Origin of the sequence: Neiella litorisoli (assembly GCF_014773395.1) — a bacterium.
Classification (GTDB): Bacteria; Pseudomonadota; Gammaproteobacteria; order Enterobacterales; family Neiellaceae; genus Neiella; species Neiella litorisoli.
The window spans coordinates 160,707-183,652 of record NZ_JACXAF010000003.1 but is presented as its reverse complement, the minus strand read 5'-3'; the positions used below and the strand labels follow the sequence as shown (position 1 = coordinate 183,652).

Genomic DNA, 22,946 nt, shown 5'->3' with positions numbered 1-22,946 from the left:
TTGATTGGCTCGCGCTTAGCTGCGGCGCTTGATGTACGCTGGGAAAATATCAATCTGTTGTTGCTTGCGCAGCAGACCAATGGCTTGCTTAAATGCCTTCTTGCTGCAATGAAATTCATTTTTGATCAGCTCTGGGGCCGACTTATCAGACAGTTTTAATTCACCGCCCGACTTTTCCAATCGCTCGATAATCCGCTCCGCTAAGCCAGAAACTTTACCGTAGCCGGGCTCTTGAGTAGACACATCTAGCAGACCATCGTCGCGGACCTGACGAATAAAACCGCTGATTTGGTCGCCGACTTTGACATTGCGAAAAACCTGATCGGCATACAGCAGCGCCGAGTGTTGATAATCAACCACGCAGTTATAGCCTAGGGGGGTTGGTTCGGTGATGGTTAAGTGAACCTTATCGCCATCACGATAGGCGTGGCGCTCCTGATCAATGTATCGTTTGTAACGACTGCTGGCCGCAAGCCGCTGCTGATCGTCGATGTAGACGTAGACCAAGTAAGATTGACCGGCTTCCATTTGCTCATATTGTTCACGGTTTGGCACCAGCAAATCTTTACTCATGCCCCAATCCATAAACATGCCGTATGGACTACCGTGCTTAGCTTTTAACAATGCAAGTTGACCAGCCATGACTTTCGGCCGAGCGGTTGTTGCCACCAGATCGCCCTCGGTATCGGCAAAGACAAATACGGATAGCGACTCACCAAGGGTTAAATTCTCTGGAGCATTGTCGCTGGCGAGTGTCGCTTGCTGTTGAGATTCAGGCTCAATCAGCAGCCAGCCATCGGCTAATTGCTCGGTCAGCTCTAATCGATTCATTTGCCCCAGTTTGATCACGTATCGGTCTCCGCTATTGATTCAGTGAAACAGGTTTGCTGGTCGCGATAATAGCATTGCCCCGCAACTGTCGGGTTAACAATTATCAGACTTTTTACAAAAACCACTCGAAAACAAGGGATGACGGGTGCACAATCAATCAAGTACAGCGCCCCTTGTTGACATCAGGATTGGAGAATAACGATTGATTGAGCTGCTGTTTTACATGTCAGTCGGTTTTATGGGATATGCCGCTGTACAGTCGGTATCCATGTTGATATTGAACAATCAGCGCCTGCGCCAATTTGCCCTATTCGCACTCACCTGTACCGCCATCGGTTATCAATATGTAACCCTCAAATATATGCAGACCAACGACGTTAGTGCGATGGTCGAATTGCTGCGCTTGCAAACCAGTTGGGCGATTGTCGCCACTGCCTTGATGTTGTGGAACATCAATTTACACACTTCCCCGCCGCGACCTTATGCAGTACTGGCGGTATTCAGTGTCATCAGCATCGGCATGCTACTGCTGAACCATCAACTACCATTTGGCATTCGCTTTTCAGCTATCGATGATGTCCGCCACTTCACCGTCGTTGGCGAACAGTTTTCCATTCTCAACGGTCAACCCAGCTTGTGGCGGCTGTTGTTGTTGACGAATAGCTTATTTATCACCGCTTGGGGTTTGAGCAACTGCTGGCGAGTCCGCCACCAGCGCCCAGCGGCTTTATTGCCAACCGTGATCGGCATTTTTATTTTGTATTTGATCACCTCTTACGTTGGTCATGGTGTTGATCAGGGCGAGCTGGATTTTATCTATGTGGCGGGCTTTGCCATTATTCCGGTGCTGCTGTTGTTTAGTGTGTCGTTGATGGTCAAAGCCAAGAAAACCAGTCAGCAATTGTCGAGTAAAAGCGAAGCGCTAGAAAAAGAAAAAATCCGCCGCCAAAATCAGCAAGTCCGCGCTTATCAGCTGGCACAGGTAGTCTATCAATCTCCGGCACCGCTGATCTTAATGGACACAGAAGGTCAAGTGTTATCGACCAACACCGCGTGTAAGGATTTTTGGGGCATGTCGCTTGAGCACATGGAACTCAATTTGCTCGATGTGCTACGCCCGATTTACCCCGAACAAGAACTGAGCGTCAAGCGCATTCAGCAAGCTGGGCGCTTGCCGCTGAGTACCGTTGCCAACGCGCAATTGCCGCAACAGTTATCGGCCAACCTGACCGCCAACGGCTGGTTAAACTTTGAGTTATATTGCAGCCGCGATATTGAAGGTTCAGTGGATTTATTGGTGGCGCAATGCACCGACCAAACCGAAAGTTATTTCAGTCAAAAAGCCTATGAGTACCTTGCGCAGGGCGTATCGAGCCAGCAAGAGCAGTCATTTTTTGATGGCATGGCACTGAATCTGGCCAAGTTATTTAATGCCAAATACGCCATCATTGGCTTACTTCAAGCAAACAATCAGGCCATTCAAACCCTATCGCTGATGGTCAATGGCCACAAAGCCGATAACATCGTTTATCCGCTAGATGGTTCTCCTTGCCAGCAAGCACTTGAGCAAAATCAGGTGTGTTGCTACCCGTCCGACATTCAGCGTCAGTTTCCTGATGACCAAATGCTTCAAGACATGGCCATTGAGGGATACATTGGCGCCGCATTGGTCAATGCTAAACAACAGCCCATTGGCATCATTAACGTATTTGACACCAAACCATTTAGCCAAAGCCATAAGCTCAACCATATCATGCATATTTTTGCCGCCCGCGCAGCGGCTGAAGTGCAACGGAACCAAGCTGAACAAAAACTGTTGGCGGTGGCTTACGAAGATTATTTGACCCGATTACCCAACCGCGCCCAGACCCACGAGTATTTATCCCAGCAACTACTCGATCCAATGATTGCAGATGGCTATTTGCTGATGATGGATATCGATCATTTCAAAACCATTAATGACCAGTTGGGCCATGACGTTGGTGATGATGTCCTGCGCCATGCGGCGGATAAACTCAGAGAGCAGATCAGCGACGCGGTGTTTATATCTCGCCAAGGCGGAGATGAATTTATTTTCATTGCACAAGAGCAAACGATTGCGGCGGCAGAACTGGCCAAGCAGGTGCTGAGCATTGTGCGACAGCCATTCCAGCTTGGTTCACATATGATCGATCTCGCCGGCAGCGTCGGCATTGTGTCATTATCCAAAGAGCTGACGGCGCTAGATGTGATCCGAAGGGCAGAAATGGCGCTCTATCAAGCCAAACATGCAGGTCGTGGTTGCTACAGCTACTACCAACAAGCGCTCGAACAACAAACCAACCACAAAAACACCATTCGGCAAGCGCTGAAGCAAGCGATTGCCAATAATCAATTGTCATTGGTCTACCAACCCCAAATTGGCTCTGATGACCGCTTATACGGCGCCGAAGCCCTGGTGCGTTGGCACGATGACGAATTGGGGTTTGTTTCTCCAGCGGAGTTTATTCCAATTGCCGAAGAAAGCGGACTCATTCACCAGTTGGGCGATTGGGTAATCCAAAAAAGCTTGTCTGATTTAATCATCTGGCAACAGCTCGGCATGCGAGTGGGCCATTTGTCCATTAACGTGTCGCCATGGCAGTTTGCCTTGTCTGGCTTTGCCGACCGACTGATTGAGCTGGTGCAAGTCAAAGGGCTACAAGCCAAGCACATTTGCATTGAATTGACAGAATCCAGCTTACTGACCGATTTAAAAGAAACCATAGCCAAGTTGAATAAGCTGCGGGCTTATGGCTTTCGGGTTGCGTTGGACGATTTTGGTACCGGCTATTCGTCGCTGGCCTATCTGCGCGATCTACCTATCGACATTTTGAAGATTGATAAAGCTTTTATCGATGAGTTAGAACAATATCAATCTTCGCCATTAACCGAGTCGATGATTGCGATTGGCCAGCATATGTCATTGGATGTGGTTGCCGAAGGGGTGGAAAGCGCCAATCAAGTCGAGAAGTTAAAAGCGCTCGGCTGTGATGTTTATCAGGGCTACTATTTTTCGAAACCGCTGACCGAACAACAATTTAGGGTATGGCTCAGCCATCATAACCAGCAACAGGAAGGAATCGATAGTCGCCCGACTTGACCGTTTCAACTCAGGCTCGTCGACTCAATCGCCCCTGTTTAAGCGACTGTGAAGTTGCCGCAGAACATCGCCATTGCCGTCCATTTTTAACTGGTACAGCAATTGCAACTGCTCCCCTAACGTGCCTTTTGGGAAGCCTTTGTCGGCAAACCACGACAAATAAGCCACCGGTAAATCAATCAACCACCGCCCCTGATACTTGCCAAAGGGCATCCGCTGCATGACTAACTGATGCAGTTTTACTGCGAGTTCTTCCATTTTTAGACTCGAATCATGATTTAGGCAAAAATTAACACAGTTCCACCTGATAACCTTGCTTGTATTCGTCAAGTTTTGAATGATGCCTATGGTCAATCCATCAGTTCCTGATGTGTGGAGTTTATCAGGATGAAGTCTGTTGTTTGCTTATTGCTCGTTGTGCTCATGGTGTCACCCATGACCTATGCTGAGCGCTCGGTTCATTCAATCGAAAAAGAACTCAAGCACATCATACTTGGCGAATATGCTGAGAATGAGGCCAAATCTCGTCGCCAACAAATTGCCCCGCTGATTGCTGGGGTCAGAAAGCGCGCACAATTTTTATTTGAGCTCAGTGAGTGTGGTATTCAGTCCAATTTATTAACAAAAGACTGGATTCGACGTTCCACCGAATTAATTAAGCGGGCAAAAAGCTGGGGCTCAAAAGAGCTCGAGATGTTTGCTCGCTATTGTCGTAGTTACGCTCACACCATCCATGACGATATCGATCGAGTGCTTGAGGATTCAAACCTAATAGCACAATGGTCAGAGCAAAATTTACCGGCCTACCGAACGTTGGCATTTGCCAACCGCATCCGATTACTGGCTTTTGTTCGCTCCAGCGCAACCATTGCACCCGATTCGTACCGAGATTTTATTATTGCCCAAAGCCTCGCCGAAACGCCCAATCAACTCGCCGAAGTAAAAACCGGATTGGCCGATCTGATGATTCATTTACGCGATCTTTCCGAGGCGGAAGTGCTGCTAGCCGACGCCAAAGCATTGCTCACGGATGTCACTGCCGACTGGATTAAAGGCGATTTTCATATCGTCAAATCCTATTATCACAGGCAGTTAGAACAGCATGAGCAGGCATTAAAGGATGCTCAAACAGCTACCGAGTTATATCACCAGAGTGGCATCAGTTATGGCGAGAGTGCCGGCTTAATTGCGCAAATAATTAACCTGAGTGAGTTGGGGCGATTATCTGAAGCGTTAACGCTCATCGAAACAATTCCCGAGCACAATACATTTCTATCTGGAGCCCGCCGAGATCCCTATCTAAGTATGGCTTTTGCTCACATATATAGCGGCAATGGTCAGCCAGACAAGGCCATTGGCTACGCCAAAACAGCCTATGAAGCATTCGCGAAGGTTGATAGCAGTTCATACCGAGTCACATCAACATTGCGTTATGCCGAACTGTTAGCCGAGACGCAACAGTGGCAACGAGCCACCAGAATGTTTCAGGAGTACGCTGAATTAAGCAATACCTACACTCAGCGCATCAAGTCCCAATACAGCGACATGTCGAGTACTCGACTTAATCTCGAAAAACAGCAACACAAAGAACAGCAAGCGGAGTTAAAAGCACAGCTACAGGAGCAGACCATCGCTAACCTGAAGCAAGCACAACAGTGGCAGGTAATGGCAATTGCGGCTTCGATCACTTTGTTTCTGGTCATGACGGCCGCGACAATTGTCGTCCGTCAACGAGCATCGCGAATGACACAGATGATTGGGCGCGATCAGCTGACCCAGCTACCCAACCGGCGCAGTATCACGGTGCAGTTGGCGCGAGCTTTAAAAGCCAGCGATTCTCTGAATCCAACCTCAATTGCATTATTCGACATTGACCACTTAAGCCAAATCAATGAGGATTTTGGCCATTCGGCTGGCGATCAATTGCTACAGGAAGTTGCTCAACAGGCGCAACAGCTATTGGCTGGGCGCGCTGATATTGGCCGTTTCGATGGTGATGAGTTTTTGCTGATTTGCGCTGGCCGTGGCAAGCAAGAAACCGAGCAACTTTGTCATCAGTTAAAAGCAACTCTAAGTGAACTAGCACTGCAACACATCGGCATTGATCATCAACTTAGCCTCAGTGGTGGCATCGCAACGGCCTCCGGCAGCAACACGCCATCCTCGGTATTACTAACCAGAGCGAATGATGCGCTCAAACTTGCCAAACAAAAAGGCAGGGATCGAATCGAATCCTCTGCCTTTTAAGTTGGTGTAATTAGAGCCTAAATCGAATTACCAGCCTTCAACACCCGACATGTCAGGTAAGGCGTGCGCAATACCTTTGTGGCAATCGATACAGGTTTTATCGCCCGAAGCGAGTGAAGTCGAGTGCATGGTTACCGCGCGCTTGCCTTGCTCGGTAAAATCCATGAACTGGAAGTCATGACAGTTGCGGCACTCCAACGAGTCGTTCTCTTTTAATCTATGCCATTCTCGCTCGGCAAGATGTTTGCGCCGTGCCTCGAATTTTTCAGGCGTATCAATGGTGCCAATAAAGTGCATCACCAATTCTTTGCTCGCTTGAACTTTACGCACAATTTTATCAGTCCACTGGTGCGGCACATGGCAATCAGAACAAATCGCCCGCACTCCCGACCGGTTACTGTAGTGAATGGTCGATTGGATCTCTTCGACAATCGGCGCATGGCAACCAGAACAAAAAGCTTCGGTATTGGTGGCTTCCATTCCCCAGTTAAAGCCCCCCCAAAACAGAATACCGCCAATAAAGCCCATCCCCAGAACAGCACCAGTCGCGATTTTGGCTGGCTTTGAGAACAGCTGCCAAAGGCGGGCGATTAAGCCAGTCTTGTTGTTATCAGACATCAAAAGTACCTCGCTTATCTAGACGAATTGGCAGCATCCAGCGCATCAACCGCCTTAAAGTCATTGGCAATTAACGGTGGCGCATCAGCCTGCGGCACGTGGCACTGAAGACAGAAATAACGGCGAGGAGCAACGTCAGAAAGGGTCAAACCATCGGCGGTTTCAAAATGTGTTGGGCTAATCTTGGTTGCCCCAATTTGTCCGGCAAACTTCCAGCCGTGGCAAGACAAACATTTATTGCTCTTCAAATCGACCTGATAATCGCGGATCTGATGAGGGATCAGCGGCGGCTGATGAACATAGTTGCGGTCGATGACCTTGTCGTCTTTCACTTGCTTTTTCAACTGTTCAGCCTGTTTGGTGTCATTGAGTTCGGATTGTCCGCGCAATGACGACAGTCCGCCGTTGCTGACAAACTCCTCATTGTCGACAGCATTGGCACTTGCCCAGCTCGTCACCAACAACAAACTCGCTACCATGGATGAAATTAGAGTTTTCATTTATTGTTCTCCACTTTTTGTTCGAGCTGAACCCGAAAGCGATGCGGTAATATCAAATACGTTCTGACTGCAAACATCCATACAACGTAAACAGCGTGTGCAATCCTGAGGTGAAACTAGTGGGGAGCTTCCTTGTTTAGCCTCCCGCAATGGCCCCTTTAATATGTGTGGCTCGGGGCAAACCACGTAACAATCCATACACTGGTTGCAGGCTTCTCGATTGCTGGCGATCACCTTTAACGGACTGGTCTTGCCGACTAAGCCATAACAGACACCCATCGGGCATAAATGGGCACACCAGCCTTTTTCAACCACAAACAAATCGAACAAGAACACTGCTGCAATTAACAGCCAGCCGGCTCCCATTCCAAATAAAAGGCCTCGGTGTAGCAGCGACACCGGATTAATCATTTCCCATACCAGCCCTTGTACCCAGGCTGTAGCTATCAAAGCACCGGCAAACACACCCCAGCGAATTGAGCTGGGCGGGTTAATCTGGCTTCGTACTTTTAATTGCCGACGGAGCCAATGGGCGCTATCAGTCACCACATTCATCGGGCAGACCCAAGCACAGTAACTTCTGCCACCAAGCACCCAGTAAAATGCAATCACCAGAGCCGCACCAAGTAACAAGGTCGCTTCCGGCCAGTACCCTGACACCAAACTTTGTAACAACATCCACGGCTCAGTGAGTGGCACGGTGTCGAGCAATTCGCTACTGCTCAAATTGCCGCGAATGATCCACACATCAAACCAAGGCCCCAGCAAAAATAGTCCTAAAATGCTTGCCTGGCTGAACCGGCGTAACAACAAAAAGCGGTGCGCCCGAAGCCACCCAAAGTTATCGATTACTTCCTGGCCAACGCGAGCCTTCATCGTTAGCCGCCCTCTGGCCGTCGGTCGGGCAAATCCAGTACATCTTGTTCAAGTAACGAATGCCCTGCTTTTTCCTTTTCCTTCCAGCCCCAACGGTAATGGCTGCCGAGCTCACCTTTGGCAACCTCGCGCGATAACACTTTGATCGCCGAAACCTCTAACACGCAGGCCTGTTCACACTTACCGCAACCGGTGCAGACATCAGAATGAACCGTGGGAATAAACATGGCGTGATGGCCCGTTCTGATATTTCGCTGAGCCTCAAGCGTGATGGCTTCATCAATTAATGGGCAAACCCGATAACAGACATCACAGCGCAAACCTTGCCAGTTGAGACAAGTCTCCTGATCAATCAGCACGGCCAAGCCCATCCGAGCATCATCAATGCTGGCGAGATCAGGCGATATCGCGCCACTCGGACAAGCTTGCTGGCAAGGAATGTCATCGCACATTTCACAAGGAATGGTCCGCGCCTCAAAATAAGGCGTTCCCATCGGCGCTGCATCAAATAACCTGGCAAGCTTGAGGGTGTCATATGGACACGCTTCAACACACAATCCACAACGAACACAAGCATCAAGAAAGTCTGCTTCTGGTATTGCTCCTGGCGGTCTTAACATCTGTGGCGCTGCCGCCCCAGAAGGTTTCGCAACCAACCCCATCGCCGCAACAGTCACTCCGGCAATACAGGCACCTTTGGCTGTGTTGTGCAGAAACTGGCGCCGCGAAATAGTGTGGCTGCGTTTATCGGCCATCCGCCCTGCCTCGTGCTGAACTAAGCCTTGCGGATCCGCACCGCGCACTTCTTAAAGTCAGTTTCCTTTGATAGCGGATCGGTCGCATCAAGCGTCAGTTTATTAACCAGTTGCTTGGCATCGAAAAATGGCATGAACACTAGCCCTTTCGGTGGTTTGTTACGGCCTCGGGTTTCGACCCGAGTTTTCACTTCACCACGACGAGATTCCACCACCACTTCATCACCACGGCGGACGCCAAGTTCTTTGGCATCGGCTGGGTGTAAGAAAATCAGCGCATCAGGATAAGCCCGATAGAGCTCAGGCACGCGACGCGTCATGGTGCCGGTATGCCAATGCTCAAGCACTCGACCTGTGCTCAACCATAGTGGGTATTCGTCATCTGGCGACTCCGCCGCGGGCTCATAAGGCAGTGCAAAAATCACCGCTTTGCCATCTGGCTTACCATAGAACTCCCACTCGGCACCGGCTTTGACATAAGGATCGTAGCCTTCTTTGTAGCGCCACAGAGTTTCTTTGCCATCAACCACCGGCCAGCGCAGGCCACGGGCAGCATGGTAGGCATCAAAGTCGGCGAGATCGTGGTGGTGACCACGGCCAAATACCGCATATTCTTCAAACAAGCCTTTTTGACAATAGAAACCGAATTCTTCTGATTCGAGGTTCATTTTTCCCTGACATTCGGCGGTGTCAAATTTGTCGACGTTGCCGTTTTGATACAGCACTTCAAATAAGGTTTTGCCCTTCAATTCAGGCGCTTTCGCAACTAGATCGGCAGGCCATACTTCCTCCACTTTGAACCGCTTGGAAAACTCCATCAGCTGCCAAAGATCAGACTTTGCTTCGCCCGGAGGCAGTACTTGTTGGTGCCAGAATTGGGTGCGACGCTCGGCATTACCGTAAGCCCCTTCTTTCTCTACCCACATCGCCGTAGGCAAAATAAGGTCAGCAGCCTGAGCGGTTACCGTAGGATAAGGGTCAGAAACAACGATAAAGTTGCGCGGGTCACGATACCCCGGCAAACGCTCCTCATTGATATTCGGGCCCGCCTGCATGTTGTTATTACACATCACCCAATAGGCATTGAGTTTGCCATCTTTGAGCATCCGATCTTGCAATACCGCGTGATAACCAACCTTGCCTGGAATAGTGCCTTCCGGCACCTTCCAAACGTTTTCGGCAAAATCACGGTGCTTTTTATTGGCAACAACCATGTCCGCTGGCAATCGGTGGGCAAAGGTACCCACTTCTCGCGCCGTACCACAAGCTGATGGCTGTCCGGTTAACGAGAACGGGCCATTGCCTGGCTCGGAAATTTTGCCAGTAAGCAAGTGAATGTTGTAGACCAAATTATTGGCCCACACGCCACGAGTATGCTGGTTAAAGCCCATGGTCCAATAAGACACAACTTTCTTGTTCGGATCGGCGTAAATCTCAGCGAGCCGCTGCAGATTATCCTTCGGCACGCCTGTCAACTCTGCAGTGTAATCAAGCGTGTAGGTGCTGACGAACTTAGCAAATTCGTCCATGCTGATGGGTTGAGAACCGCCGGAACCGGCGTTTTTCGCTTGCTTTTCGAGCGGATGCGTTGGCCGCAGACCATAGCCAATATCGGTATCACCCTTGCGGAAATTGACGTGCTTGGCGACAAAGTCTTTGTTCACCTTGTCGTTTTCAATAATGTAGTTGGCAATGTAGTTAAGGATTGCCAGATCCGTTTGTGGCGTGAAGATCAACGAGTTATCCGCTAATTCAAAGCTACGGTGCTCGAATGTAGAGAGCACATGCACTTGCACATCGGGAGCGCTCAAGCGACGGTCCGTCAAGCGCGACCACAAAATCGGGTGCATTTCCGCCATATTCGCGCCCCACAGAACGAATGCATCGGCGTTTTCAAGATCGTCATAACAGCCCATCGGCTCATCCATACCAAAGGTACGGGCGAAACCAACCACAGCCGAAGCCATGCAGTGGCGAGCGTTAGGGTCGATGTTGTTTGAACGGAAGCCAGCTTTGTAGAGCTTGGCGGCAGCATAGCCTTCCCATACGGTCCATTGGCCAGAGCCGAACATGCCCACCGACGAAACAATTTCGGTGACTTCTTTACCGGCATTGCGTTCATTGTCAGCTTTAATTGCGGTTTTCCACTTTTCCGCCATGATATCGAACGCTTGATCCCAGCTCACTGGCTGGAAGTCGCCTTGCTTGTCGTACTTGCCATTTTTCATCCGCAGCAAAGGCTTAGTGAGGCGATCCTCACCGTACATAATCTTCGACAGGAAATAGCCTTTAATACAGTTCAGGCCTTTGTTAACTGGCGCATCAGGGTCACCTTGAGTAGCCACCACGCGGCCATTCTGAGTACCAACCAACACGCTACAGCCGGTGCCACAAAATCGGCACGGCGCTTTGTCCCAGTCAACTTTGGTTTGGCTTCTTTGGGTTGCAACATTGGTTGCCAGAACTGGCGCACTAAGACCTGCCGCGGCTGCTGTTGCAGCGACAGCTTGAGTTTTAATGAAGTCACGACGATTTAATTTCACGACGCCATCTCCTTGTTGCCGGTTTCGGCAGTATCGTTGTGGTGGTAAATCAGTGCGGCGGACAACACGCCCTGAATATTTTGAATGCGAGAGATTTGTTCGGTCAGGAACATGGTGGTGGGTGTTTCCTCGATAATGACAATCAAGGCATCATCACTGCTCTCAGGCTCAACTGAGGCCCCAGCATGGGACTCAATTTCGGCGACTACAGCAGCACGGCGCTTTGCTTGGCAACGCACCAGCACGCCTGCCAACTTGACCAAATCAGGGGCAGAATCTTGGGGAAGAGAAGTCATCAGCTAGGCGTCCGTATCGACAGTTTCGACGCCCATCCAATTCAGCAGCAGTAAACAGCCTATCGATACTGCGATAAAGCCGAATAAAAAAATGACAGGCATTGCTGCATAGCCCAGCACATGCCAGATGATAGACTCTAGTTGACTCATAGTGATCTCGTAATTCTGGCCAACGTGTCACCACGCTGACATTTATATTTTTTATATATATTAGTTGAAAACTAGCCAGTTATACCTAGCGACTACAATCAACTACAACTCTTTTCGAGTCCATTTTATGGTCGTCAAGTATAGTCGAGAATTTGCGGCACAAATGTGACAATCGCGATATTTTTCATTTGAAAAGCAACATAGTGAGATCTGAAATAGTTTTATTACGTAGTCGGTCTGTTATCGAACAATTGAGCACACCGATACATTGCCTTTTTTGGAGAAAACCGACATGAGCGAATCATCAAGCTATCAGCCTCCCAAGGTTTGGACTTGGCAGCAACCTAGCGGCGGCCAATTTGCCAATATCAACCGCCCTATCGCGGGGCCAACTCACGATAAAGCGCTACCGATTGGCCAACATCCGTTGCAACTTTATTCGCTGGCCACGCCCAATGGTGTGAAGGTGACCATCATGCTCGAGGAGTTGCTGGCACTGGGTGTTAGCGAAGCCGAGTACGATGCTTGGTTGATCCGAATTCAAGAAGGCGATCAGTTCTCGTCAGGCTTTGTTGACGTCAATCCAAATTCCAAAATCCCAGCATTAGTCGACCACTCCGGTGACACCCCAACCAAGGTATTTGAATCAGGCAACATCCTGTTATATCTGGCAGAAAAGTTCGGCCAGTTGCTGCCCCAAGATCACGCCGGTAAAACTGAAACAATGAATTGGCTATTCTGGCAAATGGGCTCGGCGCCCTATTTGGGCGGTGGTTTCGGTCATTTCTATGCCTATGCGCCAGAGAAATTCGAATACCCAATCAACCGCTTTACCATGGAAACCAAGCGTCAATTGGATGTGTTGAATCGTAATCTGGCCAACCGAAACTACATTGCAGGTGATGACTACACCATTGCCGACATCGCTATCTGGCCATGGTACGGCGCATTGGTGTTAGGGCGCTTGTATGATGCCGCTGAATTTTTGTCGGTCGATGAGTATTGCCATGTCATGCGCTGGGCCAAAGCGATTGATCAGCGGCCAGCCGTGATCCGCGGCCGTAAAGTCAACCGGACTTGGGGCGAAGACGCTGAGCAAGTAGCCGAGCGTCATGACGCCAGCGATCTCGATTAACTCGCTTGGGGGTTGAGCAAACGCTCAACCTCCTCAATGGATTTATTCTTGGTCTCCGGCAAATAGCGATACAACAGGACTAAACCAATCACTCCGGCCACCGCGTAGCTGGTAAAAATATCGGCGGCGCCGAAGTTAGCCAACTGCCACGGGAAGAACTTTTGCATGAAGTAGCTGATGGTGCTGGAGATCAGTGCAAAGGTCGGAATGGCGACCCCACGAATTTGAGTCGGCACGATTTCGGAAAACACCACCCACATTAAAGGCCCAATCGAGACGTGAAAAGCAGCAATAAAGCCAACAATACCGATTAGCACCAACATGGCATTAATGCTGACGGCGGCTTGAATAAGGCTGCTTTCGTGGGCTTTGTAGGTATCCTGCCCTATCGCTGCGATCAACGCATTTTTATAGCCAGTATCAGAATCAAAGGTTTCCCCAACCAATGGCTGCAATTGTGCCGCGACATCGCTATCAATGCTGACTTCGATTTGGCCAATTGCGTCTTGGCTCAGGGTATAACTGGCCTGCTTAAACGCCGTCACACACAACACTAAACAGGCAATCGATGCAATGAGGCCAAAGTTGACCAATGGCCGGCGTCCTAGCCGATCCACCAAGACAATCGCCAAAGCAGTAAAGACAAAACTCACCACGCCAATAATTAAGGTTTGAGCGAAAGCGGCATTGGTACCAATACCTGTTTGCTCAAACACCATCGGCGCGTAAAACAAGATTGGGTTAACGCCGGTCAGCGGCTGTACTGCGGCGAAGATCACGCCAATCATGATGGCCAACCGAAAACGCTTTTCGAACATCACCTGAAACTGTTCAGTCAGTTTCATTGGCTTTTGGTGCTGCTGCTGTGAACTGGCAATAATCGCCGCTAATTCATCGTCAATTTTGTCGGCAGGCATCAACTTCGCGAGCGATGCTCGAGCCTCATCATAACGACCTTTTGAGACCAGCCAGCGCGGGCTCAGTGGCACCAACAACAGGAGTAGCGCCCAAACCACGGCAGGGATAATTTCAACCCCCAACATCCAACGCCAGATATCTTGCTGCAAGTTATAGTCGATCACCCAAGTTGCATCGCTTTGCAGCAGCCCTACCAACCAGTAGTTGGAAAAGTAAGCGGCGGTCAAACCTAATACGATCATCAACTGATTCATCGACACCAGCTTGCCGCGCTGCGCTGGGGGCGCAATTTCACCAATGTACATTGAGGCCAATGACAACGAAGTAAATGCTAAGCCGCCGATAAAGCGAGCACCAACCAGCATTTCATAGCTGGTCGCCCACGCCGAACCGACAGCAGATAAAACATAAAGAATGGCAATGAGTAATAGTGTTTTTTTACGGCCAATCGAGTCGCAGATAGCGCCCGTGATCACCAGAGCAATGAGCACGCCCAGTGCTGGCGCACTGACCACAGTACCGACTTGCAGATCCGAAAGGCCAAACTCAAGGGTGATGTACCTGAGCGTTCCGCTAATCACCGCAGCATCAAGACCAAAAACAAAACCACCAATGGTGACAATCGCCGCGTAGGCAAAAGCCCTGAGCGTGTACTTATCCATAAACAACACAATTCATTGTTAACAACATACAATCAGCCTAACCAATCAGTTTCGGCAAAGCCAGAGGCGAATCGCAACAATGTCTCGCTTAGGCGCGAATAAATATCATTAACAATATGATAACAATAATAAAAATATCGCAATTTGGTTCAATACATGAAAATCGCACTGATTATCAAAACAGTGCGTAAGTTCAAACTTCACTGATTTTTTCTCACTGAGAGTGACTTAACTATTGAATCAAGTCAGAAACAACTTCGATACTGACGCATCTGAACGCGGCGCTGTCAGATGCCAAATTCGAGCCGCCGAACACAGTGATCATACCAACACCCTTGGCTACCTTAGCTACATTGAGATTTAACTTTGACCTCAGTTGAACACAAACGTGAGCGCCATTTGCACCTATCGCACTTGCCAGAAGAAGTCGCATTGGCATTGAACATCAACGGCATTAACTACGCCGTCATGCTAGCCAGCCCAGACGATATTGAAGATTTTGTCGTTGGATTTTTGTTTTCAGAGCAACTGATCTGCCACAATCGCGACGTCCATGATATCGATATCGTCACCAGCGACGATCAATGGCAAATCAATGTTCAACTGGCTAATCGCTGCATCACCAAGCTCAATCAGCGGACACGAAATCTGCGCAGCTCAGCATCCTGTGGGTTATGCGGCATTACGGCGCTGCAGCAAGCGTTTCCTGAATTGCCAAAAGTCAGCAAGCATTTCCACTGTAGCGGCAACACGCTCACTAACATTCGTGCGGCAGTGGCCAATCAACAAGTCAAATCAGCCCAAACTGGCGCCCAGCATGGTGCTTGTTTGCTGTTACCGGATGGCGCCATGGTTGCCGTTCGCGAAGACATTGGCCGCCATAACGCTCTCGACAAGCTAGTCGGTTATCTGCTGCGCCAGCCGCAAATGCCATCATCTTTTGCCATCGTCATCACCAGTCGCTGCGGCATTGAATTGGTACAAAAAGCCATTCAAATCAATTGCCCTTGTCTGATCTCACTAGCATCTCCGAGTAAGCAAGCGGTGCAATTAGCGCAGGCCCATGGCTTGCAACTGATCCATATTCCCAAATTCGACGGGCCCATTAGTTATCAAGGAGAGTCGCATGAGCTCTAAATCTCACAAAGCGGGCGGATTAGCGTCGTTGCGCTCCACCCTCAACGAAGTCTTGCGCTCCCAGCGTGCCAAAGACAACTTTAAGAACCTGATGCGAGTCAACAAAGATGGTGGCTTTGACTGCCCTGGCTGCGCTTGGGGCGACAGCAAAGATGGCGCTTTTCAATTCTGTGAAAACGGCGCCAAAGCAGTTGCTTGGGAATCCACTGCACGCACGGTTGACCGCAGCTTTTTTGCCGAGCACTCGGTGACTCAGTTGATGAAACAAATGGATCATTGGTTGGAGTTTCAGGGCCGCTTGACCGAGCCGATGCGCTACAACCAACAAACGGACCATTACGAAGCCATTAGTTGGGCCGATGCTTTTGCCTTAATTGCAACTCACTTGAACGCTCTTGAATCCCCCAATGAAGCTGAGTTTTATACCTCCGGCCGCGCCAGTAATGAAGCAAGCTTCTTGTATCAGCTGTTTGGCCGCGCATTTGGCACCAACAACTTTCCTGATTGCTCGAACATGTGTCATGAGGCCAGTGGCTTAGCACTGAATCAGTCAATCGGTGTCGGCAAAGGCACAGTAGTGCTGAGTGATTTTGAACAGGCCGATACTATTTTCGTCTATGGCCAGAACCCCGGTACCAATCACCCTCGGATGATGAATGCCTTGAAAAAGGCCGCCAAACGGGGCTGCACCATTGTTGCCATTAACAACCTCAAAGAAGTGGCGCTTAATCGTTTTGCCAGTCCGCAAGATCCAGTCGAGCTGCTAACCCCTGCCGCGACTCAAATTTCCAGCCTCTACATTACTCCGAAACTTGGCGGCGACATGGCATTTGTCCGTGGCATGGTGAAAGCCTTAGTAGAAGCCGAAACGGCATTCAATCAAGAGTTTATCGATCGCCACACGATCGATTCAGCGGCCTATTTAAGCCGCGTCGCACAAACCAGTTGGCAAGCCATCGAGCAGCAATCTGGCGTCAGTAAATCAGACATCGAACAAGCGGCGCAATTGTTTGCCAAATCGAAACAAGCCATCAGCACTTGGGCCATGGGGCTGACGCAGCATAAGCATTCGGTCGACACCATTCGAGAGTTAGTTAACCTGCATTTGCTGTTCGGCCAAATTGGCCGCCCCGGCGCGGGGTTATGTCCAGTGCGCGGCCACAGTAACGTGCAAGGCAATCGGACCATGGGCATTAATGAAAAGCCACCAGCGGCATTTCTTGACGCTTTAAAGCATCGGCTCGGCTTTGAGCCTCCCACCGAACACGGCCACAACGTCAACCAAGCCTTACAGGCCTTGCATCAGGGCCAAGCCAAAGTCTTGGTGTGCTTGGGTGGCAACTTGGCTGCGGCAGCACCGGATACCGAGTTCACCTACCGTGCCATAGCCAACGCCAAGCTAAATGTTCAGATCAGTACCAAGCTCAACCGCTCGCACTTGTTGGTGGGTCAAGATGCCCTAATTCTGCCTTGCCTTGGCCGCACGGAAATCGACCAAACCAGTAAAGGTCTGCAACAAATTACCGTTGAAGACACCTTCTCCATGGTTCATGCATCAGCAGGCGGCAATGAGCCAGTTGGTGCCGATTGCTTATCTGAGACCCGAATTGTCGCGGAAATAGCAGCTGCGACGCTAAAATCCAAGCCCATTAACTGGCTCGATTATGCTCAGGATTACAGCTTGATCCGAGCACTAATTGCCGATGTGCTGCCTGCGTTTGCCGACTTTAATGACAAGATTAAACAACAAGGCGGCTTTCATTTGGCGAACTCAGCGGCGTTGCTGCAATGGAACACCTGCTCAGGCAAAGCGCAGTTTCACGCCGTTGACTTGCCGGCGGACATGTTCCCGCAATCACTGTCGGCTCAGCTTGCCACCAGCGAACAACCCACCTTAACCTTGCAAACCTTGCGTTCGCACGATCAGTACAACACCACCATTTATGGCATGAACGATCGTTATCGTGGCATCAAAAACCAGCGCCATGTGTTGTTCATGAATGCATCAGATGCCGAACAACAAGGGTTATCAGAAGGTGATTGGGTGCAAATTAGCTCGCTATGGCCCGATCAGACGCAACGCCAGGTCGATGGCTTTCAAGTGGTGTTCTACGATATCCCCAAAGGCAATGCGGCGGCCTACTACCCAGAGACCAATCCGCTAGTGCCTATCGATAGTTATGGCGACTTATCGTTTACCCCAACATCGAAATCAATTGCCATTCAGATCGCCAAAAGCACCAGTAAAATACCGTTGGCAACCGCATAACCAATGAAGACAAAAAACCGCTGACAAGTCAGCGGTTTTTTATGTAAGTGATGAATTGCGGAGTTACTTCATTTGCTCCGGTGGCGTCGGCACGCGGTACTTATCCATCCGATCAATATCGTATTGCTCGTACTTGCGCTGCAACAACCAAAGCGGACGCTCCAAGGTCATTTCCCAAGCAAAAAACTTTTTGTACATGGCCCGAACACGATCAGGGTATTGATCGGCGAGGTTATTCTGCTCAGCAATATCATCAGCGATGTTGTACAACTCAGCGGGACGGTCAGCAAAGCGGATCAGCTTCCAGTCACCATCACGAATTGCGCCACGCACGTCTTTTTTCCAGTACATGGTTTGGTGTGGACGCGATTTGTTTTCACCCAAGACGTAAGGCAACAGGTTGACGCCGTCGACTTCAGACTTGTATTCAGTACCACCAGCAGCTTCGTAGAAGGTCGGCAATAAATCCATGGTGCTGACCGGCAAGTCATACACGGTACCAGCAGGGATCTTAGCCGGCCAACTCATGATGTACGGAATGCGAATACCGCCCTCAAGGTGGTTGGACTTGGTGCCAGCCAGTGGCCAGTTATTGGAGGCATTTTTATCCGTTGGGCCACCGTTATCATTGGTAAATACGATAATGGTGTTATCGGCTAAATTAAGCTCTTCAAGCTTATCAGTGACGCGGCCAATGGCTCGGTCCATTGCCAAGGTCATTGCTGCCACTTCCTGACGCTTGCCAGTCAAGTGAGGGAACTTGGCTTTATCTTCTTCCAGCGCTTCCATTGGCGTGTGAACCGCGTTAAATGCCAGATAGATAAAGAACGGCGAGTCCTGGTTCTTTTCAATGAACTTGACCGTCTCATCACCCAATACGTCTGTGAGATAGCCATCATGTTCTTCCATGTGGCCCATGCCGCGCTCTAACAACTTGTCAGAAACCATTGGGTTAGCGGCAATCTCGTCTGCATCCTTATATGGGAAGTAGCTGCGGTCGCCACCACGGAAACCGAGAAACTCGTCAAAACCGCGATTAAGTGGGTGATAACGGTCAGCATTACCTAGATGCCACTTACCATAGACGGCAGTTTTGTAACCTTGCGATTTCATGTAATCAGCCATGGTCACTTCATCAACCGGCAAGCCCATGTCCTCGCCCAGCAACGCGGAGTTAGGGCTCATAAAGCCAACCACATTGATTTCTTCATAGCCGAATTTTTGCTGGTAACGGCCAGTCATCAAGCCCGCGCGCGACGGACCACAAACCGGATCAGAGACATAACCTTGCTTAAACACCACACCTTGAGCGGCAATTTTGTCGAGATTTGGCGTAACCATGGTTGGACTGCCTTGAAAGCCAAAATCGTTATAGCCGGCATCATCGGCAAAAATCAGAATCACGTTAGGCTTTTCAGCAGGCGCAGCGGCCGTGCTGTCGGCTTTGTTTTGAGCGCAAGCGGTTAAGCTGACCGCTGCTAACAAAGCACAAATGACCGATTGTTTTATCATTGTTTTGTCCTGTTATATCAATCGAAATTGAAAGTTTTCTGGTGTTATCTGCGAACGAAAATCGAGCCCTGTTCGCTAATTTCAAAAAATCTAACCCTGTTTAATAACCGTCTGGGTTTTGTGATTGCCAGCGCCAGGTATCAACCATCATGTCCTGCAATGACTTGTTGGTTGTCCAACCTAAAACTTGTTTCGCTTTACTGGCATCGGCCCAAAACGCCGCTAAGTCACCTTCTCGGCGAGGTGCAATTTCATAAGGCACAGGCTGGCCGGAGTACTGCTCAAAACCCTTGACGATTTCAAGTACCGACAACGGCTCGCCAGTTCCCAGATTGAAAGCTTCGGCACAACCAGAAGGCTGTTTGAGCAGCCAAGCCAAGGCATCCAAGTGACCATCAGCTAAATCGGTGACATGAATATAATCGCGCTGACAGGTGCCATCTTTGGTTGGATAGTCGTCGCCAAAAACGGCCAATTTGTCGCGCTTCCCAACAGCAACCTGAGCGACAAATGGCATCAGGTTATTCGGAATACCATTTGGGTCTTCGCCAATATCACCGCTGACATCAGCACCAATCGGGTTGAAATAACGCAAGTTAGCGACTTTAAATTCCGGATTAGCACGCGCCACATCCATCAGGATTTTTTCCACCATGGCCTTGGTTTGGCCATAGGGGCTGGCTGGATTGCCAAGCGGCTGAGTTTCAACGTATGGCGGCTCATTCGCTTCGCCATAAACCGTCGCCGATGAGCTAAACACCAGCGAATTGACGCCGTGCTCTAGCATCACTTCAGCCAGCGCGACGGTGCCCTGAACATTGTTCTTGTAATAAGCCAATGGCTTTTGCACCGACTCGCCGACCGCTTTGAGGCCAGCAAAATGAATCACGGCATCAATGTTTTCGCGAACGAAGACGCAAGCCATCGCCTGCTTGTCGAGAATGTCTGCTTGGTAAAATGTCACTGGCTTGCCTGCCAGCTTTTCAACCCGAACTAACGATTCTTTTGAGGCATTACAAAGGTTGTCAACAACAACCACGCCGTAGCCAGCATTTAACAACGCCAGTACAGTATGACTGCCGATGTAACCTGCACCGCCGGTAACCAGAACGTTGGTCATGTGATAACTCCTAGGCCATTTCCAAAGCAAGGGTATCGACACCAGCCATCGGGCCGCTGATGTAAATCGTTTCTTTCAAGCCGGTGTCGGCCTGATAGTTGTCTTCAATCAGTTTAGTGATCTCATCAACCATGGTTTCTGGCACCAGCGCGACCACACAGCCACCAAAACCACCGCCAGTCATGCGCACGCCGCCCTTGTCTTGCAACACGCCGTCGATGAGTTCAACCAAGTAGTCAATCTCTTTGGTGGTGATCTCAAACAGGTCACGCATTGACGCATGGCTGGCAGCCATCAATTGGCTGATCTTGGCAATATCGCCTTTGTTAAAGGCTTTCATGGCATCAACAGTGCGTTTGTTTTCATACACCACATGCTCGGCACGTTTAGCAACCACAGGATCAAGCTGGTCTTTTTTCATTTCGAACACAGCCACGGTAACATCACGCAAATGGGACACACCAAAGTGAGCTGCCGCCTGTTCACACTGAGCACGACGGGTGTTGTACTCGCTGTCGACTAAGCCGCGTTTGACATTGGAGTTAATCATCATGATGGTCATGCCAGCGGGAATGCTAACTTCAGTTAGACCCAGTGTGCGGCAATCAATACCAATGGCCATTTGCTCGCGGCCACACGCAGAAATAAGCTGATCCATAATGCCGCAGGCACAACCGACAAAGTTGTTTTCTGCCGCCTGACCAATCAGGGCAATATCAGCCTTGGCAATATTGAGCTGGCAAAGTTGATCAAAGGCATAACCAATGCCCACTTCCAGCGCCGCTGACGAGCTTAACCCCGCGCCTTGTGGCACGTTGCCGGTAATCGCCAGATTACAACCTTTCAGTTGGTGGCCACGTTTTTGCAGCTCAGTGACGACGCCGCGAACATAATTGGCCCACAACTTGTTTTCCTGTGGCTCAATGGTTTCGGTTAGAACAAACTCATCGCGCTGGCCATCGTAATCCAGCGCAGAAACCACTACTTTGTCATCTGCTCGAGCAGACACCGCAACCAAGGTGGCATATTGAATGGCACAGGGCAGCACAAAACCATCGTTGTAATCGGTGTGCTCACCAATCAAATTGACTCGGCCAGGAGCGCGCACAATAAAATCGGGCTGGTGGCCAAATGCGGCTTCAAAACCGCGTGTAACTTGTTCTTGCTGGGTCATTGTCTTACCTATGCTTATAGTGAACATCAGGCAATGCAGCCAGGCGTTCTGCAGCTTGTTCTGGGGTTAAATCTCGCTGGGCTTCTGCCATCATTTCATAGCCAACCATGAACTTTTTCACGGTGGCAGAGCGCAGTAATGGCGGGAAGAAATGGGCATGTAATTGCCACTCGTCATGAATATCGCCATCGTATGGCGCACCATGCCATCCCATCGAATAAGGAAATGAACATTGGAACAGGTTGTCGTACTTGGCGGTCACTTTACGCAACGCATCAGCCAAGGTGAGCTTTTGCTGATCGTTCAGCTCAGTCATGCGCGTAACGGCAAACTTGGGCAACAACAAGGTTTCGAATGGCCATGCTGCCCAAAAAGGCACCACCACAATCCAATCGTCATTTTCCACCACGGTACGAGCGCCATCCGTCGACTCACGTTTGGCATAATCCAACAGCAGGTTACTGCCCTGCTCGGCAAAATAGGCACTAAAGCTGTCCTGCTTTTTTTGCACTAACGTTGGCAGTTGGTTCTGCGCCCAAATCTGCCCATGGGGGTGTGGGTTGGAGCAGCCCATTACCGCACCTTTGTTTTCAAACACCTGAATCCAGCGGTATTTCTCTGCTAACTCGGCACATTGCTGTTGCCAAGTGTCAATCACCCCAAGTACTTCTTGCTCGGTCAATTCAGGGAGCGACCTTCCGTGGTCGGGCGAAAAACAAATCACACGACTGCTCCCCTGCTCTGCGGCAAGGGTGAATAGCGGGTCGTTCTGCTCGAATGCTGGCGTTTCCTCATTAAGGGCAGCAAAGTCATTGGTAAAAACAAAGGTTCCCTCATACTCCGGATTCACTTCACCGTTGATGCGGGTATTGCCTTTACACAGGTAACAAGATTGGTCATAAGCAGGCTTCTCACTCAAATCAGGTGATTCTTCCTGCCCTTGCCAGGGACGTTTAGCTCGGTGTGGAGACACCAGCACCCATTCTCGCGTCATAGGGTTGAAGCGACGATGCGGATGTTCCTTCGGGTCGAATTGATTGGTGACATTGATCACAGCATTGTCTCATCTTTGCATACATCAT

At 49.9% G+C, this 22,946-nt stretch carries 19 protein-coding genes; 5 read left to right on the top strand and 14 right to left on the bottom strand.

Going from position 1 to position 22,946, the window contains the following annotated elements:
* Positions 1-15: 15 nt before the first annotated feature.
* The gene (locus IC617_RS02950) at positions 16-849 is read right to left on the bottom strand and encodes a S1-like domain-containing RNA-binding protein (RefSeq protein WP_191143490.1); all 834 of its coding nucleotides are present in this window, start codon (positions 847-849) and stop codon (positions 16-18) included.
* Positions 850-1,033: 184 nt separating this feature from the next.
* On the opposite strand from IC617_RS02950, the gene IC617_RS02945 reads away from it, so the two are divergent.
* Positions 1,034-3,952, top strand: a complete 2,919-nt coding sequence (locus IC617_RS02945) for a bifunctional diguanylate cyclase/phosphodiesterase (RefSeq protein WP_191143489.1) — start codon at positions 1,034-1,036, stop codon at positions 3,950-3,952.
* A gap of 24 nt (positions 3,953-3,976) precedes the next feature.
* On the opposite strand, the gene IC617_RS02940 is transcribed toward IC617_RS02945, so the two are convergent.
* Positions 3,977-4,210: a DUF3820 family protein gene (locus IC617_RS02940; protein ID WP_191143488.1), complete on the bottom strand. Its 234-nt coding sequence runs from the start codon at positions 4,208-4,210 to the stop codon at positions 3,977-3,979.
* A 129-nt stretch (positions 4,211-4,339) separates the two neighbouring features.
* Here IC617_RS02940 and IC617_RS02935 point away from each other — a divergent pair, with 129 nt between their 5' ends.
* Positions 4,340-6,199, top strand: a complete 1,860-nt coding sequence (locus IC617_RS02935) for a diguanylate cyclase domain-containing protein (protein ID WP_191143487.1) — start codon at positions 4,340-4,342, stop codon at positions 6,197-6,199.
* 27 nt (positions 6,200-6,226) lie between these two features.
* Here the strand turns inward: IC617_RS02935 and IC617_RS02930 are convergent, their stop codons facing one another.
* Genes IC617_RS02930 through IC617_RS02900 form a run of 7 tightly spaced genes read right to left on the bottom strand, consistent with a single transcriptional unit; the run spans position 6,227 to position 11,937 of the window.
* Positions 6,227-6,817, bottom strand: coding sequence for a NapC/NirT family cytochrome c (locus IC617_RS02930; RefSeq protein ID WP_191143486.1), 591 nt, complete (start codon positions 6,815-6,817; stop codon positions 6,227-6,229).
* Between the two features lie 14 nt (positions 6,818-6,831).
* A complete protein-coding gene (locus IC617_RS02925) occupies positions 6,832-7,317 on the bottom strand; it encodes a nitrate reductase cytochrome c-type subunit (RefSeq protein WP_191143485.1) in 486 nt (161 codons plus the stop codon).
* The gene (napH, locus tag IC617_RS02920) at positions 7,318-8,193 is read right to left on the bottom strand and encodes a quinol dehydrogenase ferredoxin subunit NapH (protein ID WP_191143484.1); all 876 of its coding nucleotides are present in this window, start codon (positions 8,191-8,193) and stop codon (positions 7,318-7,320) included.
* A gap of 2 nt (positions 8,194-8,195) precedes the next feature.
* The gene (napG, locus tag IC617_RS02915) at positions 8,196-8,948 is read right to left on the bottom strand and encodes a ferredoxin-type protein NapG (RefSeq protein ID WP_191143483.1); all 753 of its coding nucleotides are present in this window, start codon (positions 8,946-8,948) and stop codon (positions 8,196-8,198) included.
* Positions 8,949-8,968: 20 nt separating this feature from the next.
* Positions 8,969-11,491: a nitrate reductase catalytic subunit NapA gene (gene napA, locus IC617_RS02910; RefSeq protein ID WP_191143482.1), complete on the bottom strand. Its 2,523-nt coding sequence runs from the start codon at positions 11,489-11,491 to the stop codon at positions 8,969-8,971.
* The gene (locus tag IC617_RS02905) at positions 11,488-11,787 is read right to left on the bottom strand and encodes a chaperone NapD (protein WP_191143481.1); all 300 of its coding nucleotides are present in this window, start codon (positions 11,785-11,787) and stop codon (positions 11,488-11,490) included. The genes napA and IC617_RS02905 overlap by 4 nt, the downstream gene beginning before the upstream one ends.
* Positions 11,788-11,790: 3 nt before the next feature.
* The gene (locus tag IC617_RS02900; protein WP_191143480.1) at positions 11,791-11,937 is read right to left on the bottom strand and encodes a TIGR02808 family protein; all 147 of its coding nucleotides are present in this window, start codon (positions 11,935-11,937) and stop codon (positions 11,791-11,793) included.
* 292 nt (positions 11,938-12,229) lie between these two features.
* Between IC617_RS02900 and yghU the strand changes: the two genes are divergently transcribed.
* Positions 12,230-13,072, top strand: a complete 843-nt coding sequence (yghU, locus tag IC617_RS02895; protein ID WP_191143479.1) for a glutathione-dependent disulfide-bond oxidoreductase — start codon at positions 12,230-12,232, stop codon at positions 13,070-13,072.
* Here yghU and IC617_RS02890 read toward each other — a convergent pair.
* Positions 13,069-14,652 carry a sugar porter family MFS transporter gene (locus IC617_RS02890; protein ID WP_191143478.1) on the bottom strand — a complete coding sequence of 528 codons (1,584 nt, stop codon included), beginning with the start codon at positions 14,650-14,652 and terminating at the stop codon, positions 13,069-13,071. The genes yghU and IC617_RS02890 overlap by 4 nt on opposite strands.
* A gap of 366 nt (positions 14,653-15,018) precedes the next feature.
* Between IC617_RS02890 and fdhD the strand changes: the two genes are divergently transcribed.
* Together fdhD and IC617_RS02880 are read left to right on the top strand one after the other, a co-directional pair.
* Positions 15,019-15,789 (top strand): formate dehydrogenase accessory sulfurtransferase FdhD, encoded by a 771-nt coding sequence (gene fdhD, locus IC617_RS02885; protein WP_191143477.1) that lies wholly within the window; start codon positions 15,019-15,021, stop codon positions 15,787-15,789.
* On the top strand, positions 15,779-18,058 hold the full coding sequence (locus IC617_RS02880; protein ID WP_191143476.1) for an FdhF/YdeP family oxidoreductase: 2,280 nt from the start codon (positions 15,779-15,781) through the stop codon (positions 18,056-18,058). The genes fdhD and IC617_RS02880 overlap by 11 nt, the downstream gene beginning before the upstream one ends.
* A gap of 63 nt (positions 18,059-18,121) precedes the next feature.
* Here the strand turns inward: IC617_RS02880 and IC617_RS02875 are convergent, their stop codons facing one another.
* The 4 genes from IC617_RS02875 to IC617_RS02860 form a co-directional block, all read right to left on the bottom strand.
* Complete coding sequence (locus tag IC617_RS02875) at positions 18,122-19,570, bottom strand: sulfatase (protein ID WP_191143475.1); 1,449 nt, start codon at positions 19,568-19,570, stop codon at positions 18,122-18,124.
* Between the two features lie 100 nt (positions 19,571-19,670).
* Positions 19,671-20,690 (bottom strand): UDP-glucose 4-epimerase GalE, encoded by a 1,020-nt coding sequence (galE, locus tag IC617_RS02870; protein ID WP_191143474.1) that lies wholly within the window; start codon positions 20,688-20,690, stop codon positions 19,671-19,673.
* Between the two features lie 10 nt (positions 20,691-20,700).
* Entirely contained in the window at positions 20,701-21,864 is a 1,164-nt protein-coding gene (galK, locus tag IC617_RS02865; protein ID WP_191143473.1) for a galactokinase, read from the bottom strand.
* Between the two features lie 4 nt (positions 21,865-21,868).
* Positions 21,869-22,918, bottom strand: a complete 1,050-nt coding sequence (locus tag IC617_RS02860; RefSeq protein ID WP_191143472.1) for a UDP-glucose--hexose-1-phosphate uridylyltransferase — start codon at positions 22,916-22,918, stop codon at positions 21,869-21,871.
* Between the last annotated feature and the right edge of the window lie 28 nt (positions 22,919-22,946).